This is a genomic window from Paenibacillus tianjinensis, from assembly GCF_017086365.1.
In the GTDB taxonomy this organism is placed as follows: Bacteria; Bacillota; Bacilli; order Paenibacillales; family Paenibacillaceae; genus Paenibacillus_AQ; species Paenibacillus_AQ tianjinensis.
The window spans coordinates 571,390-587,867 of the sequence record NZ_CP070969.1; the positions used below are offsets into that span (position 1 = coordinate 571,390).

The 16,478-nt window shown below is 50.8% G+C and carries 11 protein-coding genes, 3 rRNA genes and 3 riboswitches; all 14 genes read left to right on the forward strand.

What is annotated here, in order from left to right; translation table 11 throughout:
- Positions 1-40: 40 nt before the first annotated feature.
- The 14 genes from JRJ22_RS02510 (at position 41) to purK (ending at position 16,474) form a co-directional block, all read left to right on the forward strand.
- Entirely contained in the window at positions 41-1,018 is a 978-nt protein-coding gene (locus JRJ22_RS02510) for a glycosyltransferase family 2 protein (RefSeq protein WP_206103076.1), read from the forward strand.
- The gene (locus tag JRJ22_RS02515) at positions 1,008-1,409 is read left to right on the forward strand and encodes a GtrA family protein (RefSeq protein WP_206103078.1); all 402 of its coding nucleotides are present in this window, start codon (positions 1,008-1,010) and stop codon (positions 1,407-1,409) included. The genes JRJ22_RS02510 and JRJ22_RS02515 overlap by 11 nt, the downstream gene beginning before the upstream one ends.
- Positions 1,410-1,461: 52 nt before the next feature.
- A complete protein-coding gene (locus tag JRJ22_RS02520; protein WP_206103080.1) occupies positions 1,462-2,112 on the forward strand; it encodes a class D sortase in 651 nt (216 codons plus the stop codon).
- A 121-nt stretch (positions 2,113-2,233) separates the two neighbouring features.
- Positions 2,234-2,314: riboswitch (cyclic di-GMP riboswitch) on the forward strand.
- A gap of 74 nt (positions 2,315-2,388) precedes the next feature.
- Positions 2,389-2,469, forward strand: a riboswitch (cyclic di-GMP riboswitch).
- A 14-nt stretch (positions 2,470-2,483) separates the two neighbouring features.
- Positions 2,484-3,293, forward strand: coding sequence for a transglutaminase-like domain-containing protein (locus tag JRJ22_RS02525; protein WP_206103081.1), 810 nt, complete (start codon positions 2,484-2,486; stop codon positions 3,291-3,293).
- Positions 3,294-3,664: 371 nt separating this feature from the next.
- Positions 3,665-5,212: ribosomal RNA gene (locus JRJ22_RS02530) — 16S ribosomal RNA — on the forward strand.
- A gap of 223 nt (positions 5,213-5,435) precedes the next feature.
- Positions 5,436-8,362 (forward strand): 23S ribosomal RNA (locus JRJ22_RS02535).
- A gap of 56 nt (positions 8,363-8,418) precedes the next feature.
- Positions 8,419-8,535: ribosomal RNA gene (rrf, locus tag JRJ22_RS02540) — 5S ribosomal RNA — on the forward strand.
- Together the 16S, 23S and 5S rRNA genes form the textbook arrangement of a ribosomal RNA operon.
- Before the next feature lie 201 nt (positions 8,536-8,736).
- Positions 8,737-9,555, forward strand: coding sequence for an acyl-[acyl-carrier-protein] thioesterase (locus tag JRJ22_RS02545; RefSeq protein ID WP_232381009.1), 819 nt, complete (start codon positions 8,737-8,739; stop codon positions 9,553-9,555).
- A 200-nt stretch (positions 9,556-9,755) separates the two neighbouring features.
- Complete coding sequence (locus JRJ22_RS02550) at positions 9,756-11,894, forward strand: DNA topoisomerase III (protein ID WP_206103083.1); 2,139 nt, start codon at positions 9,756-9,758, stop codon at positions 11,892-11,894.
- A 264-nt stretch (positions 11,895-12,158) separates the two neighbouring features.
- The gene (locus JRJ22_RS02555; RefSeq protein ID WP_232381010.1) at positions 12,159-13,403 is read left to right on the forward strand and encodes an MFS transporter; all 1,245 of its coding nucleotides are present in this window, start codon (positions 12,159-12,161) and stop codon (positions 13,401-13,403) included.
- A gap of 94 nt (positions 13,404-13,497) precedes the next feature.
- Entirely contained in the window at positions 13,498-13,761 is a 264-nt protein-coding gene (locus JRJ22_RS02560; protein ID WP_206103085.1) for a DUF1294 domain-containing protein, read from the forward strand.
- A gap of 50 nt (positions 13,762-13,811) precedes the next feature.
- A complete protein-coding gene (locus JRJ22_RS02565; RefSeq protein WP_206103087.1) occupies positions 13,812-14,246 on the forward strand; it encodes a universal stress protein in 435 nt (144 codons plus the stop codon).
- A 199-nt stretch (positions 14,247-14,445) separates the two neighbouring features.
- A riboswitch (purine riboswitch) is annotated at positions 14,446-14,547 on the forward strand.
- Positions 14,548-14,783: 236 nt separating this feature from the next.
- Positions 14,784-15,269 carry a 5-(carboxyamino)imidazole ribonucleotide mutase gene (gene purE / locus JRJ22_RS02570; RefSeq protein ID WP_206103088.1) on the forward strand — a complete coding sequence of 162 codons (486 nt, stop codon included), beginning with the start codon at positions 14,784-14,786 and terminating at the stop codon, positions 15,267-15,269.
- Positions 15,266-16,474, forward strand: coding sequence for a 5-(carboxyamino)imidazole ribonucleotide synthase (gene purK / locus JRJ22_RS02575; RefSeq protein ID WP_206103090.1), 1,209 nt, complete (start codon positions 15,266-15,268; stop codon positions 16,472-16,474). Before purE ends, purK begins: the two co-directional genes overlap by 4 nt.
- Positions 16,475-16,478: the final 4 nt, after the last annotated feature.

Below are 16,478 nucleotides of genomic sequence, written 5' to 3' on the forward strand. Positions count from 1 at the left end.
AGCCGGTTTTATACTTACCAAACGTTTAGGAGGAACAAGGGTGAAAGCCAGATATAGTGTAATTGTCCCGATGTACAATGAGGAGGAGGTCATTCAGCACACGTATGAGCGTCTCCGAAAAGTAATGGACGAATGCGGCGATTCCTATGAGCTGGTCTTCGTCAATGATGGCAGCCGTGACCGTACAGCGGAAATTATGCGCGGAATCAGCAGCCGGGACGAACATGTCAAGCTGATTGACTTCTCGCGTAATTTCGGCCATCAGGTCGCTATTACGGCCGGGATGGATTATGCCGAGGGGCAAGCGGTGGTTGTGATTGATGCCGATCTTCAGGATCCGCCTGAGGTCATTTTGCAGATGATTGCCAAGTGGAAAGAGGGCTATGAGGTGGTCTATGCCAAGCGGCTCAAGCGCCACGGGGAGACGCTGTTCAAAAAAGTGACCGCCAAGCTCTTCTACCGTTTGCTGAGCAGCATGACGAGTGTGGAGATTCCTACGGATACCGGCGACTTCCGGCTGATTGACCGCAAAGTATGCGATGTGCTGCGGGGGCTGAAGGAGAAGAACCGTTATGTCAGAGGTCTGGTGAGCTGGGTGGGCTTCCGGCAGACGATGGTTGAATATGTACGGGAGGAGCGCTTCGCCGGAGAGACGAAGTACCCGCTGAAGAAAATGATCCGGTTTGCGCTGGACGGCATCACCTCCTTTTCACATAAACCGCTCAAAATAGCCTCATATATAGGCTTTTTCCTGTCCTTCTCCAGCTTTCTGTACCTGTTTTTTGTATTGTTCCAGAAATTATTTACCTCCTGGACGGTTCCCGGCTGGGCTTCTATAGTGGGTGTCAATTTATTATTTAACGGTATCGTGCTGATGCTGCTTGGGGTAATTGGAGAATATATCGGACGTATTTATGATGAATCCAAGGATAGACCGCTCTATATCGTGCGCGAAACCAAGGGCTATCATGACGGAGAGATTGACGACAAGCGAGAGGATAATTACGATGGCAGGTAAGAAGCTGAATGCGGGAGTTATCCAGTTTTTAAAATTCAATGCCGTGGGGCTGCTGAATACACTGATTGATTTTGCAGTATTTACCCTGCTTCATTCACTGGGAATGATCAATACCCCGGCGCAGATTATTTCTTATAGTGCAGGTACAGCAAACAGCTTCGTTTGGAATAAAAAAGTGACTTTTCGTGACCGCAACGCTGGCAAGAAGGGATCTGACAGGCTGCAGCTGGTGAAGTTTATCGTACTCAATCTGGTGGTGCTTGGAATTTCAGTACTGCTGATGCATCTTCTTACAGACAGCTTCGGGATTCAGGTATTGATTGCCAAGGTACTCGTTACGTTCGTCACTGTGATTATCAATTTTTTCGGAAGCCGCATGTGGGTTTTTTAAGACAAATATTAGAACAGGGCTTGCCCGGTTCCAGACTAACGGGGTGATGAATATGCGGAAGTTTTCCTATTTGATTATACTGGCCGGAATCCTTGTCATGCTGTATCCGAAAGCGAACGAGTGGTATAACGACAGACAGCAGGAAAAATTGCTGGCAGAGGCTGAGCAGGCCTATAGTGAGGTTGTCCCAACGGCTGAACCGGATCTGAAAAAGCCGTACGCCGAGGTCACCCAGCTTTTGGCAGATGAATCAGCGGATGAGGAACAGGTGCAGCCATCAGCACAGCCCTCTCCGGAGATTAAGGTGGGCGGTAAGATTATCGGAATTATCCAGATCGACCGGATTGACTTGAAGCTGCCTGTCTTAGAGGGGGCGACCAAATCTAATATGAAGCATGCTGCTGCCCATATGAAGGAGACGGCTCCGCTCGGCGAAGTCGGAAATGCAGCCATTGCCGCTCACCGGTCAAGAACTACGGGGAGACTGTTCAACCGGTTAAATGAAGTGAAGATCGGTGATATGATCTCAATCAAAACGAGTGCAGAAGAATACCAATACAAGGTTTATGATATTTCTGTAGTAGAGCCGACGGATGTATCGGTGCTGAATGGGGATAACATGAATAAAATCCTAACTCTGATTACTTGTGATCCGCTGGTAAATCCGACACACCGCCTGATAATCCACGCAAAATTATCCTGAATTTGAGGCTGGGGAGAATTGACCCGAAATATGATAAATTTTAGTGGAAAGTGTTAGAAATCTAGCAATTTGGGGCTTGTATAAAGATGACAATATGATACTATATAACTATAAAAGCTATACACGATAACGGCAAACCTATCGAAAGGTAGGGACGCAAAGCTAAAGGGCCTTCCCGAAAGGATGGCAGCCAGCTACCGAATGAAGGGCTTTTTTTGTTTGCTTTTTTAAAGTGAATCTAGCATTTATTGGTAGATGAGAGAACAGATAAAGCTACAACGATAACGGCAAACCTATCGAAAGGTAGGGACGCAAAGCTAAAGGGCCTTCCCGAAAGGATGGCAGCCAGCTACCGAAAGGGGTTTTATCCAATGAAAAAGTTCTATTTTATGTTATTAACCTTGTTTGTAGTAGTCACATCAGTTCAGACAAGCCCAGCTACGGCCGCAACAGCAGATTCGAGCTGGTTGAATACAACGAAATTGGATCAGGGAGTTGTCGCAGTTTCTTATGAGGTACCTACAGACAAACGCATTAAGGTCATGATCACCAAGGACGGCAACAGCTACACTTATAACTTATATGCTTTCCAATCTACGGAGTCTTTCCCGCTGCAACAAGGTAATGGAACCTATAAAGTGTCTATTCTTGAGAATACAAGCGGCAACAAATATAAAGTAGTTTCTTCTGAGAATGTAGAACTTAACCTGAGCAATGCCAACGCCGTATACTTGAGTTCCGTACAGAACGTGAAATGGAGCTCTTCCGATAAATCTGTATTGAAAGCTAAACAGCTTACACAAGGACTGACTACAGATGAAGCAAAGGTAAAAGTCATTTATAACTACATCGTTGCAAATGTGAAGTATGATTACCAGCTGGCTGCAACTGTTACACAGGATTATATCCCGAAGAACGACAACACATTACTCACCAAAAAAGGAATTTGCTATGATTATGCTTCGCTATTTGCTACCATGCTGCGCAGTGAAGGGATTCCGACAAAATTGGTAATGGGCAATACCAGTTATGTTTCAACGTATCATGCTTGGAATGAAGTACTGCTTAACGGTAAATGGGTAACAATCGATACAACAGTTGACGCTGGATTGGCTAAGAACAGTAAAGAAACAGCACTGATCAAAGTAGCGAGCAAATATAGCGCTGCAAAATTTTATTAATAATTCATTATATAAATCCTAGACAATACGTAAGATAACTTGCTTAAAGATTAAGCAGGTTATCTTTTTTAGTTAAGGGGGTTGCTTTTCAATAGGTATCTGCGGTATTATAGGTAAGCGTTGTTAGAGCGCACAAAAGTTTGGCTGAAATGACTGAATAAGAAATTTCAAAAAAAACTTGCGTTTCTAAATCAAACGTGATATATTATAAGAGTTGCTGGTGATGAGCTAATGGTCACTGACAACGAGCTTGATCTTTGAAAACTGAACAACGAGTGAGTATCTGGAGATCACCTCGGTGAGATCCAAAATTAGAGAATGCAAATTCTCGTCAGATGTTTCAAAATGAGCAATCGCTCTTTCTAAATACCAATTTGGAGAGTTTGATCCTGGCTCAGGACGAACGCTGGCGGCGTGCCTAATACATGCAAGTCGAGCGGAGCTTATCCTTCGGGATAAGCTTAGCGGCGGACGGGTGAGTAACACGTAGGCAACCTACCCCTCAGACTGGGATAACTACCGGAAACGGTAGCTAATACCGGATAATTCCTTTCTTCTCCTGAAGAAAGGATGAAAGGCGGAGCAATCTGCTACTGAGGGATGGGCCTGCGGCGCATTAGCTAGTTGGTGAGGTAACGGCTCACCAAGGCGACGATGCGTAGCCGACCTGAGAGGGTGAACGGCCACACTGGGACTGAGACACGGCCCAGACTCCTACGGGAGGCAGCAGTAGGGAATCTTCCGCAATGGGCGAAAGCCTGACGGAGCAACGCCGCGTGAGTGATGAAGGTTTTCGGATCGTAAAGCTCTGTTGCCAGGGAAGAACGTCCGGTAGAGTAACTGCTACCGGAGTGACGGTACCTGAGAAGAAAGCCCCGGCTAACTACGTGCCAGCAGCCGCGGTAATACGTAGGGGGCAAGCGTTGTCCGGAATTATTGGGCGTAAAGCGCGCGCAGGCGGCTATTTAAGTCTGGTGTTTAAACCTTGGGCTCAACCTGGGGTCGCACTGGAAACTGGATGGCTTGAGTACAGAAGAGGAAAGTGGAATTCCACGTGTAGCGGTGAAATGCGTAGATATGTGGAGGAACACCAGTGGCGAAGGCGACTTTCTGGGCTGTAACTGACGCTGAGGCGCGAAAGCGTGGGGAGCAAACAGGATTAGATACCCTGGTAGTCCACGTCGTAAACGATGAGTGCTAGGTGTTAGGGGTTTCGATACCCTTGGTGCCGAAGTTAACACAGTAAGCACTCCGCCTGGGGAGTACGGTCGCAAGACTGAAACTCAAAGGAATTGACGGGGACCCGCACAAGCAGTGGAGTATGTGGTTTAATTCGAAGCAACGCGAAGAACCTTACCAGGTCTTGACATCCCTCTGAATCCTCTAGAGATAGAGGCGGCCTTCGGGACAGAGGAGACAGGTGGTGCATGGTTGTCGTCAGCTCGTGTCGTGAGATGTTGGGTTAAGTCCCGCAACGAGCGCAACCCTTGACTTTAGTTGCCAGCAGGTAAGGCTGGGCACTCTAGAGTGACTGCCGGTGACAAACCGGAGGAAGGTGGGGATGACGTCAAATCATCATGCCCCTTATGACCTGGGCTACACACGTACTACAATGGCCGGTACAACGGGAAGCGAAACCGCGAGGTGGAGCCAATCCCAGCAAAGCCGGTCTCAGTTCGGATTGCAGGCTGCAACTCGCCTGCATGAAGTCGGAATTGCTAGTAATCGCGGATCAGCATGCCGCGGTGAATACGTTCCCGGGTCTTGTACACACCGCCCGTCACACCACGAGAGTTTACAACACCCGAAGTCGGTGGGGTAACCCGCAAGGGGGCCAGCCGCCGAAGGTGGGGTAGATGATTGGGGTGAAGTCGTAACAAGGTAGCCGTATCGGAAGGTGCGGCTGGATCACCTCCTTTCTATGGAGAATCGTTTCCTGCAATGGAAACATTCAAATCTTAAATCTAACCGGTCGGTTAGTTACTCACTCGTTGGTCAGTTTTGAGAGTTTAAGCTCTCTACTTGATCCTTGAAAACTGGATACCGAAACGAATTTGCGTTTTAGAACATTCTTTAAGCTGAACTTGTGTAAACAAGTTTCAATTATAGCAATGCTGGCGATTTTCCTAACGGAAAACGCATGGTTAAGCTAATAAGAGCACACGGAGGATGCCTAGGCGCCAGGAGCCGACGAAGGACGTGGCGAACAACGAAACTGCCTCGGGGAGCTGTAAGCAAGCTTTGATCCGGGGGTGTCCGAATGGGGAAACCCAGCTGTGGTAATTCGCAGTTACTCACACCTGAATACATAGGGTATGTAGAGGCAGACCAGGGGAACTGAAACATCTAAGTACCCTGAGGAAGAGAAAACAATAGTGATTCCGTCAGTAGCGGCGAGCGAACGCGGAACAGCCTAAACCAAGGGGCTTGCCCCTTGGGGTTGTGGGACGTCTCACATGGAGTTACAAAGGAATATGGTAGGTGAAGAGGTCTGGAAAGGCCCGCGATAGAGGTAAAAGCCCTGTAACCTAAACTGTATTCCCTCCGAGACGGATCCCGAGTAGTGCGGGGCACGTGAAACCCCGTATGAATCCAGCAGGACCATCTGCTAAGGCTAAATACTACCTGGCGACCGATAGTGAAACAGTACCGTGAGGGAAAGGTGAAAAGCACCCCGGAAGGGGAGTGAAATAGAACCTGAAACCGTGTGCTTACAAAAAGTCAGAGCCCGTTTTAGGGGTGATGGCGTGCCTTTTGTAGAATGAACCGGCGAGTTACGTTTAACATGCAAGGTTAAGGTGAGAAGCCGGAGCCGCAGCGAAAGCGAGTCTGAATAGGGCGACTAAGTATGTGGACGTAGACCCGAAACCGTGTGATCTACCCCTGTCCAGGGTGAAGGTGCGGTAACACGCACTGGAGGCCCGAACCCACGTATGTTGAAAAATACGGGGATGAGGTGGGGGTAGCGGAGAAATTCCAATCGAACTCGGAGATAGCTGGTTCTCCCCGAAATAGCTTTAGGGCTAGCCTCGGTGAATGGAGTGGTGGAGGTAGAGCACTGATTGGGTGCGGGGCCCGCAAGGGTTACCAAGCTCAGTCAAACTCCGAATGCCATTTACTTCTTGCCGGGAGTCAGACAGTGAGTGCTAAGATCCATTGTCAAAAGGGAAACAGCCCAGACCATCAGCTAAGGTCCCCAAGTGTGTGTTAAGTGGGAAAGGATGTGGAGTTGCACAGACAACCAGGATGTTGGCTTAGAAGCAGCCACCATTGAAAGAGTGCGTAATAGCTCACTGGTCGAGTGACTCTGCGCCGAAAATGTAACGGGGCTAAACACACCACCGAAGCTATGGCTAGATGCTTTGCATCTGGGGTAGGGGAGCGTTGTATGTGGGTTGAAGGTGTACCGTAAGGAGCGCTGGACAGCATACAAGTGAGAATGCCGGTATGAGTAACGAAAAGATCAGTGAGAATCTGATCCGCCGAAAGCCCAAGGTTTCCTGAGGAAGGCTCGTCCGCTCAGGGTAAGTCGGGACCTAAGGCGAGGCCGAAAGGCGTAGTCGAAGGACAACAGTTTGAAATTACTGTACCACCGTAATCCGCTATGAGCGATGGGGTGACGCAGGAGGGTAGTGACGCGGACTGATGGATGTCCGTCTAAGCAGTGAGGCTGGTGTGTAGGCAAATCCGCACACTATTAAGGCTGGGCTGTGATGGGGAGCGAAAATTACAGTAGCGAAGGTCATGATCTCACACTGCCAAGAAAAGCCTCTAGTCAGGAGAAGGTGCCCGTACCGCAAACCGACACAGGTAGGCGAGAAGAGAATTCTAAGGCGCGCGGAAGAACTCTCGTTAAGGAACTCGGCAAAATGACCCCGTAACTTCGGGAGAAGGGGTGCCTCGGTAGGGTGAATAGCCCGAGGGGGCCGCAGTGAAAAGGCCCAAGCGACTGTTTAGCAAAAACACAGGTCTGTGCGAAGCCGCAAGGCGAAGTATACGGGCTGACGCCTGCCCGGTGCTGGAAGGTTAAGGGGAGTGGTTAGGGGTAACCCGAAGCTATGAACCGAAGCCCCAGTAAACGGCGGCCGTAACTATAACGGTCCTAAGGTAGCGAAATTCCTTGTCAGGTAAATTCTGACCCGCACGAATGGCGTAACGACTTGGGCGCTGTCTCAACGAGAGATCCGGTGAAATTTTAATACCTGTGAAGATGCAGGTTACCCGCGACAAGACGGAAAGACCCCATGGAGCTTTACTGCAGCTTGATATTGAATTTGGGTACGATCTGTACAGGATAGGTGGGAGCCGTAGAGGCAGGAGCGCAAGCTTCTGCGGAGGCGCCGTTGGGATACCACCCTGATCGTATCTAGGTTCTAACCTGGTACCCTAAGCGGGTACGGGGACCGTGTCAGGCGGGCAGTTTGACTGGGGCGGTCGCCTCCTAAAGAGTAACGGAGGCGTTCAAAGGTTCCCTCAGAATGGTTGGAAATCATTCGAAGAGTGCAAAGGCATAAGGGAGCTTGACTGCGAGACCTACAAGTCGAGCAGGGACGAAAGTCGGACTTAGTGATCCGGTGGTACCGCATGGAAGGGCCATCGCTCAACGGATAAAAGCTACCCTGGGGATAACAGGCTTATCTCCCCCAAGAGTCCACATCGACGGGGAGGTTTGGCACCTCGATGTCGGCTCATCGCATCCTGGGGCTGAAGTAGGTCCCAAGGGTTGGGCTGTTCGCCCATTAAAGCGGTACGCGAGCTGGGTTCAGAACGTCGTGAGACAGTTCGGTCCCTATCTGTCGTGGGCGCAGGAAATTTGAGAGGAGCTGTCCTTAGTACGAGAGGACCGGGATGGACGTACCGCTGGTGCACCAGTTGTTTCGCCAGAAGCATGGCTGGGTAGCTACGTACGGACGGGATAAGCGCTGAAAGCATCTAAGCGTGAAGCCCCCCTCAAGATGAGATTTCCCAATACGTAAGACCCCTTGAAGACGACGAGGTAGATAGGTTGGAGGTGGAAGTGCAGTAATGCATGGAGCTGACCAATACTAATCGGTCGAGGGCTTATCCAAATTTCGAAGAACGCAGATTCGTTTCGGATTCAGTTTTCAGGCGATTAAGCCTGCCGTTTGGTGGCGATAGCGGAAGGGTTCCACGCGTACCCATCCCGAACACGACCGTTAAGCCTTCCAGCGCCGATGGTACTTGGACCGAAGGGTCCTGGGAGAGTAGGACGCCGCCAAGCACATCAAGCCATTGTTGAGTCATCGACAATGGTTTTTTTGTGTCTTTTAGTAATGGGGATAAGTGTCATGGGAATGGAATGATGAAGCATTGGGTTGCTATTATAACTATTTGTGCATAACCAGAGCGGAAAAGAAAACTTATGCACATGTGGATAGCTTCTAAAAGTTCCAATAAATTTAAAAAGTACTCCCCAATTTGTGTGGATAGAGATATAGATTATGTGGATACTTCACTGGATAATGTGAATGAATACGTAAAGGGGCGTAATGTTATGGACAAGCAAAGTAATCTTTTGTGGACAGAGGATTTTACGGTACATGCAAGTGACACTGATTTTCAGTCCAAAGGCAAGCTGTCCTTTCTTCTGGATATTATGCAGCGTGCTGCGGATTCAGCAGTAGGCAGTCTGGGGTTAAGTATAGATAAAATGCTTGAGGCAAGAATGGGCTGGATGGTTATTACGCTTATTGTGGATATTCACCGGCTGCCTTTACCAAACGAAATGCTTAAAGTACATACCTGGAGCAAAGGGAACAAAGGAGCACTCTGGCAGCGTGATTATAGAATTTTTGATGAGAATAGCGTAGAAATTGCGTCGGCGCGTTCGATTTGGGCTCTTGTAGATATTGATAAACGCAAGATACTCCGGCCGTCAGCCCTCCCGATAGCCGTTGAGCCATACCTTGAGGATTCAGTGGGGAGTCTGCCGGATAAAGTAGTGATACCCGCAGATGTTCCTTTGCAGGAGGCTTATCGTTATCAGGTTAGGTATAGCGGACTTGACAATAATGGACACCTTAACAATGCACGGTATGTAGATTTATGCTGCGATGCGCTCACTTTAGAGGAATGGGAAGAATCGAAGCTAACCGGCCTGCAGATAACTTATGCACAGGAAGCGAAGTATGGTGAGGAAATTAGTATTGTACGTTCTTCCCGGACTGAAGAGGGCATTTATGTACGAGGCCAAGACGAGGGTCGGGTATTTTTTGAGGCTTGTCTGAGGTTTGGACAATAGGTTCTAGAACGGTACTGCAGATGCTCGGTTTAAGGGGCTGCTGCATGAATAAGGTCATATCCAAATAAGTCTGTGTCTGCTGAGCAGATGCGGGCTTGTTTGCCGTTGAAGACAGGGTTTTGAGTCGATGAAACAGCCTGTTGATTTGCAGGCTTTTGATTAATGGTATAATAAATTGTTGATTTGGAAGGGAGAGAATTATGAAAGTATTAGTGCTTGCGGAGAAACCTTCGGTTGCGCGCGAAATTGCCCGGGTGATAGGCTGCGGGAATAAACAGAAGAGTTACATTGAAGGTCCTAAATATGTCGTAACCTGGGCGCTGGGGCATCTGGTCGGCCTGGCTGAGCCGGAGGATTATAATCATAAATTTGCTGCCTGGGCATTGGAAGACTTACCGATTCTGCCGGAAAAAACCAAGCTGAAGGTATTGCGGGAGACGAGCCAGCAATACAAGGCAGTACAGCAGCTAATGAAACGGCAGGATATTGAGGAACTGATCGTCGCCACGGATGCAGCGCGTGAAGGAGAACTCTTGGCACGCTGGATTATGAACATGGCGGGCTGGAAAAAGCCGTTCCGGCGGCTGTGGATCTCTTCGCAGACGGATAAGGCTATTAAGGAGGGGTTCGCGTCGCTGCGCCACGGACGGGATTTTGACCGGCTGTATGAGTCAGCACGCTGCCGTGCCGAGGCGGACTGGATGATCGGGCTTAATGTTACCCGGGCTCTCACCTGCAAATTCGGTGCGCCCTTGTCAGCCGGCCGGGTGCAGACACCGACTCTGGGCATGATTATGGACAGGGAGAATGAAATTACCGGCTTCCGTTCGCAGGAGTATGAGCTGCTGACTGCTGATTTCGGAAGTCTTCAGGCAGGCTGGCGTGCCCCGGGCGGGGACGGGCGTATTTTTGAGAAGGACAAGACAGTTGCGCTTAAAGACAAGCTCACTGGAAGCACAGGACGGATCACAAAGGTGCAGAAGAGTGAAAAAAGCGAGCCGCACCCGCTGGCTTATGACCTCACAGAGCTGCAGCGGGATGCTAACCGTAAGTTCGGATTCTCGGCCAAGCAGACCTCGAGTGTGCTGCAGCGGTTGTATGAGCAGCATAAGCTGGTTACTTACCCTCGTACGGATAGCCGTTATCTGACTTCTGATATGACAGCGACTTTGAAGGAACGTCTGGATAGTGTTGCTGTCGGCCCTTATGCAGCACTAACACGACCTCTGCTGCGTAAGCCGCTGCCGATAACGAAACGGATTGTGGATGACAGCAAGGTAAGCGATCATCACGCGATTATTCCAACCGAACAGACGGTTCTGCTGAATCAGCTCAGTGCAGAGGAGCGGAAGCTGTATGATCTGATTGTCCGCCGCTTTATCAGCTTGTTCTATCCGCCGGCACGTTATGATGCTGTGGCTGTGACGGTAACCGTTGAAAGAGAGAGCTTTCATGTCAAAGGCACGACAGTAAAGGATGCCGGCTGGCGTGAGGTTTATGGCGGAGATATGAGCAGTGATGAAGATGAGGAGAATACGGCTGAGGAGCCTGCAGCGAGTACGGTGAAGCTGCCGGAGCTTCGCGAAGGCGAGACTGTAAAAGTGCAGCGCTGTAATATCCGTCCCGGACGGACACAACCGCCAAAGCGTTATAATGAAGCTTCGCTGCTGACTCAGATGGAGAAGCACGGGCTGGGAACCCCGGCTACACGTGCAGATATCATTGAGAAGCTGGTTAGCTCGGACACGATTGAACGCCAAGGCAATTTGCTGCATCCGACCGGTAAAGGCAAACAGCTGATAGGGCTGGTGTCGACGCAGCTGCGCACACCGGAGCTGACCGCGCGCTGGGAAGCCGAACTCGAGAAGATCGCTCGCGGGCAGGGTAAGCCGGAGCCTTTCCTGCAGGGTATCCGGAGTATGGCACAGGAGCTGGTATCCGGTGTCAAGAACAGCGGAGCGGAATACAAACCGCATAACGTCTCCAGCAGTCATTGTCCGGAATGCGGAACAAGGATGTTAGAAAAGAAGACGAAGCGCGGCAAGCTGCTGGTATGTCCGGCAGACGGTTGCGGTTATACCCGGGCAGGAGAAAAGAAACTGTCCAACCGCCGCTGTCCGCAGTGTCATAAGAAAATGGAGCTTAAAGAGGGCAAGGCAGGGCTCTATGTGCAGTGTTTGGGCTGCGGAATAACCGAAACCATGGATAAGGACCATAAACATATCAATAAGCGTGAGCAGCAAAAGCTGGTACAGCAGTATAGCAAGCCGGAAAGTGTAGGCTCAAATCTTGGCGATCTGCTCAAAGCCGCAATGGAAGCAAAGGCAAAGAGAGAATAGTCCAAGCTGGTTTACCATGACAGTTTATACCTTGATATGGAAATTAACTTCGGGTAAAAGTGCGTGAACAAGACTGCGGAGATGATCTGCAGTCTTGTTTAGGTTAAAGGATTGCGCAGATTAAAAGCGTGAGAGTATACTGTGATTTTTGCTAACGTGAAATGAAAAAAGATTGCTACTGTTATATGTAGGAGAGATATGGTTTACTGAAAGAATTAGGCTGGGAGGAAAGATCCCTGCAAATGTGAATGGAGTGATTTTGGAGTGGTACCTTCAAAAGCAGGTAGACAGTATGATCAGGAACAAGTGGCGGCTGGAACTTCTAATGAAAAAGGAAGCAGCCGGATTTTCTTTTTAGCTATCGTATTTATGTTCTGGTTCTCTTCATATATTTATGTCCCGGTACTCTCACCGTATGTGGAGCATCTCGGTGCTTCTTATGTTATGGTCGGTGCGGTACTTGGCGTGTACGGGCTGATGCAGATTCTGTTCCGGCTGCCGATCGGCATCGGATCGGATTATCTGAACCGGCGCCGGCCGTTCATTTATCTGGGCCTGGTCGCTAGCGGCACGAGCTGTCTAATCTTTATGGCCGGCGCAGATCCGGTCTGGGCATTAGTGGCCCGGGCTGTGTCAGGGATTGCAGCCTCTGCGTGGGTCGTGTACTCGGTAATGTTTGCGGGGTATTTTCCCAAGGAGGAAGCGGGGCGGGCGATGGGGATGCTCCAGTTCACCACCGTCATTGCCCAATTATCCAGCATGATGATCAGCGGCTACATGGTTGAGCATTGGGGCTGGAATACTCCTTTTATAGCCGGAAGTATTGTAGCAGTACTTGCTATGCTGCTTGCACTGCGTTTACCTGAACAGAGACAGGCGAAACGCGAAGGCGGGATCCGCCTCAGGGACTTGGCGGGTGTAATGAAGGAACCGCTGCTGGTCAAAGTTTCGCTGTTGTCCGTACTGGCGCATTGTGTTCTCTTCATTACGATGTTCGGCTACACGCCGAATCAGGCGCTGGATATTGGTGCAAGTAAGGAAAGCTTAGGCTGGCTGACATTGGCTTTTATGGTTCCGCATGCTGCAGCCACTCTATACGGCTCCCGGATGTTCGGCAGGCTGTTCGGGGATAGAGGAACTTTGCTGTTGGGTTTTGCCGGAAGTGCGCTGTTCACCCTGCTGATTCCGTCCATGCCGACGCTTGCTGCGCTGTGTGCTACACAGGTGGGGAACGGTTTTATGCAAGGTCTGATTTTTCCATTGCTTCTGGGCAAGTCGGTAGCGGGAGTAGAGTCGTTTAAACGGGCTACAGCGATGGGCTTCTATCAGGCAGTCTATGCATTTGGCATGTCAGGAGGCCCATTTGTAGCCGGATGGATGAGTGCTGCCTATGGGCTCAGAGGCGGTTTTTGGCTGGGCGGATTTGCCGCGGCACTGGCTGCGGTATTATCCTGGGTATGGATTCGTGAGCCCGTAGCAGCTGCCCAAAAGCTTCACAGAGCGAGGTAGATACTTTGCAGCTAATGTGAGGATTATTGGTTTTTTGAGGCAAAGGGGAATATAATAGAAAGTAGATAGGATGCAAGAAGGAGGGGCCGGAAAGATGGTCAGGGGCGTGCTGCTGTGGTTTGTGCTGATTAATATCATCGCGTATGTGGTGATGTCCGAGGATAAGAATAAAGCCCGCGCGCGGCGCGAACGTGTGCCTGAGAAGACGCTGTTTCTGCTGGCGTTTATGGGCGGCGCACTGGGTATATGGATTGCGATGTACCGCAAACGGCATAAAACAAGGCATACTTCCTTCCTGATCGGAATTCCGCTGCTGCTGCTGCTTAACATTCTGCTGTATGGGTATTTTTTAAGATAGTGTTTAGAAGGTAGGCTACTGGTTACACAAAACAGAAAGAGGTGGCGTATATGTTATTCTCTAAAATTTTGCTCGCCTATGACGGTTCAAAAGCTTCCAATCAGGCATTGGAGCGGGCGATCGAACTGGCTAAGGTAACTCCCGGTTCCTCCATTTACGTCGTACACGCATTCGAATTCCCGCGGTTTTTCATCGGGGAAGCTCTCGCGCCTCTGCCGGCTTCAGTGAACAAGGATTATTATGATTTGGCAGTGCAGACCACGGAAGAAGTGAAGGGACGTCTGGAAGAGGAAGGTCTGAATGCGACTGTTGAGCTGCTGCAGGGTTCTCCTGCTGAAGTGATTCTGAATTATGCCAAGGAGCAGAATGTGGATGTTATTGTCATCGGCAGCCGCGGACTTGGAGGAATACGTGAATTTGTCCTGGGCAGCGTAAGCCATAATGTGGTACAAAGCTCCCGGATTCCGGTACTGGTCGTAAAATAATAGAGGGTTAGCGGGCGGGACGCTTAGGTGTTCCTCCCTTTTTTCTATAGTTCTACAGGAAGCATAAACGTGGAGAAAGAGGCCATTCGCTGTTCGATTAGCCATTTTCAGGAATTTGATTGTGCCCAAAAGCGAACATTTTGACGGTTGGAAATAACAATGTTCGTGTTTAAGTTGACACGAAGTGTAGGGCATTGTTAAACTGAACCTATGAAGAGCTCGTATAAAACCGGGAATAGGGCCCGGAAGTTTCTACCCGGTAACCGTAAATTGCCGGACTACGAGGAAATAGGATGACTAGAACAGCTCTTAAGTGCCGCTCCGGTATCCGGGGCGGCGAGCTCTGCGCTTACTCTATCTCCGCCTTTGGCGGATAGCAGAGCAGTCCTCTCCTGATTCCTGCAGTAGTCTGGGTCCACCCGCAGCAAAATGCGTCTGGAATCCGGGCTTTTTTTTTCGAATTTATGGAAAACTAGTATGAAACGGGACAACTTAATGCAAATGAGTTTCTATATTGAGCAGAAGGTAGGTTGAAACATGTCTGTGCAGGTTGGGGTTATCATGGGCAGCAAATCCGATTGGGAAACGATGGAGCATGCCTGTGCCGTGCTGGAAGAGCTGAAAGTTCCGTATGAGAAAAGAGTCATCTCCGCACATCGTACGCCGGATCTGATGTTCCGCTATGCGGAGGAAGCAGCAGCACGCGGCCTCCGGGTTATTATTGCCGGAGCGGGCGGTGCAGCACATCTGCCGGGCATGGTCGCGGCAAAGACGATTCTGCCCGTTATTGGTGTGCCGGTGCAGACCAAGGCACTGAACGGCCTGGATTCGCTGCTATCTATTGTGCAGATGCCGGGAGGGATCCCGGTGGCAACGGTGGCGATTGGCCGTGCAGGGGCAACCAATGCAGGACTGCTGGCGGCGCAGATCATCGGTGCCTTTGACCCGGAGGTTCAAGGCCGGGTGCAGCAGCGTCGTGAAGCGATAGAGCGCGAAGTGCTAGAAAGCAGCGACAGCTTATGAGGCAGGAAGAATTGAAGGCCGGCGCTTTGGATGCAGCCCGCACGCTGCTGCCGGGCCGGACGACGGTCGGCGTGCTCGGCGGCGGCCAGCTCGGCCGGATGATGGCGCTGGCCGGCAGCGCCATGGGCTACCGCTTCGTGGCGCTGGACCCTGCGCCGGATGCGCCCTGCGGGCAGGTAACGCCGCAGATCACTGCGGCTTACAATGACCGGGGCGCGGCGCGGGAGCTGGCGCAGCGCGCGGATGTCATCACGTACGAGTTCGAGAACGTCGACGCCGGCGTAGCCGCCTTGCTGACGGAGGAATCGTACGTGCCGCAGGGCAGCACGCTGCTGTATACGACGCAGCACCGGCTGCGCGAGAAGGCCGCGATCGAGGCTGCGGGCGTGCCCGTTGCCCCATACCGCAAGGTCGGCAGTCTGGCTGAGCTTACCGCTGCGGCTGCCGAACTGGGCCTCCCCTGTGTGCTGAAGACCGCCACAGGGGGATATGACGGCAAGGGACAAGCCGTCATCCGCCAGCCTTCCGCGCTGGAAGCAGCCTTCCGGCAGGTGGCACACAATGCTGCAGAAGGAGCTGAGGTACCGGAGCTGGTGCTGGAGAAATTCGTGAAATTCAAGTGTGAAATTTCCGTCATTGCCGCGCGCAGCACCTCTGGTGAAGTGAAGTGCTTTCCGCCTTCGGAGAACATTCATGTGAATAACATCCTGCATCTGTCTATTGTGCCGGCGCGAGTCCCGGAGGAAATCCGGCAGCGGGCTTGCGAACTGGCCGAACGGCTGGTGTCCGGACTGAATGCAGTCGGACTGCTGGCTGTAGAAATGTTCGTTACAGATGACGGGGACTTATTCGTCAATGAGCTGGCTCCGCGGCCGCATAATTCGGGGCATTATACCATGGACGCCTGTGTGACTTCACAGTTCGAGCAGCATATCCGGGCGATCTGCAATCTGCCGCTCGGTGAGACTTCACTGCTTACCCCGGTGGTCATGGTGAACGTACTTGGAGAGCATTTGGACGGTGTGATTCAGCGGACCGGACAGGCTGATGAAGTAGCCAACCGGCTTGGGATTGTTCCCAAGCTTCATATATATGGTAAGACCGAGAGCAAAAACGGCCGAAAAATGGGCCATATCAACCTGCTCTGCAAGGATACCGGCCACGGATTGTCCTGGGTAGAGCAAACTAACCTTTGGAGGAACTGAGCAG

Bases quoted from the DNA above. Each gene is read 5' to 3' on its own strand.
- JRJ22_RS02515 (WP_206103078.1), top strand. From the start codon at position 1,008: ATGGCAGGTAAGAAGCTGAATGCGGGAGTTATCCAGTTTTTAAAATTC.
- JRJ22_RS02520 (WP_206103080.1), top strand. From the start codon at position 1,462: ATGCGGAAGTTTTCCTATTTGATTATACTGGCCGGAATCCTTGTCATG.
- JRJ22_RS02525 (WP_206103081.1), top strand. From the start codon at position 2,484: ATGAAAAAGTTCTATTTTATGTTATTAACCTTGTTTGTAGTAGTCACA.
- JRJ22_RS02550 (WP_206103083.1), top strand. From the start codon at position 9,756: ATGAAAGTATTAGTGCTTGCGGAGAAACCTTCGGTTGCGCGCGAAATT.
- JRJ22_RS02560 (WP_206103085.1), top strand. From the start codon at position 13,498: ATGGTCAGGGGCGTGCTGCTGTGGTTTGTGCTGATTAATATCATCGCG.
- JRJ22_RS02565 (WP_206103087.1), top strand. From the start codon at position 13,812: ATGTTATTCTCTAAAATTTTGCTCGCCTATGACGGTTCAAAAGCTTCC.
- purE (WP_206103088.1), top strand. From the start codon at position 14,784: ATGTCTGTGCAGGTTGGGGTTATCATGGGCAGCAAATCCGATTGGGAA.
- purK (WP_206103090.1), top strand. From the start codon at position 15,266: ATGAGGCAGGAAGAATTGAAGGCCGGCGCTTTGGATGCAGCCCGCACG.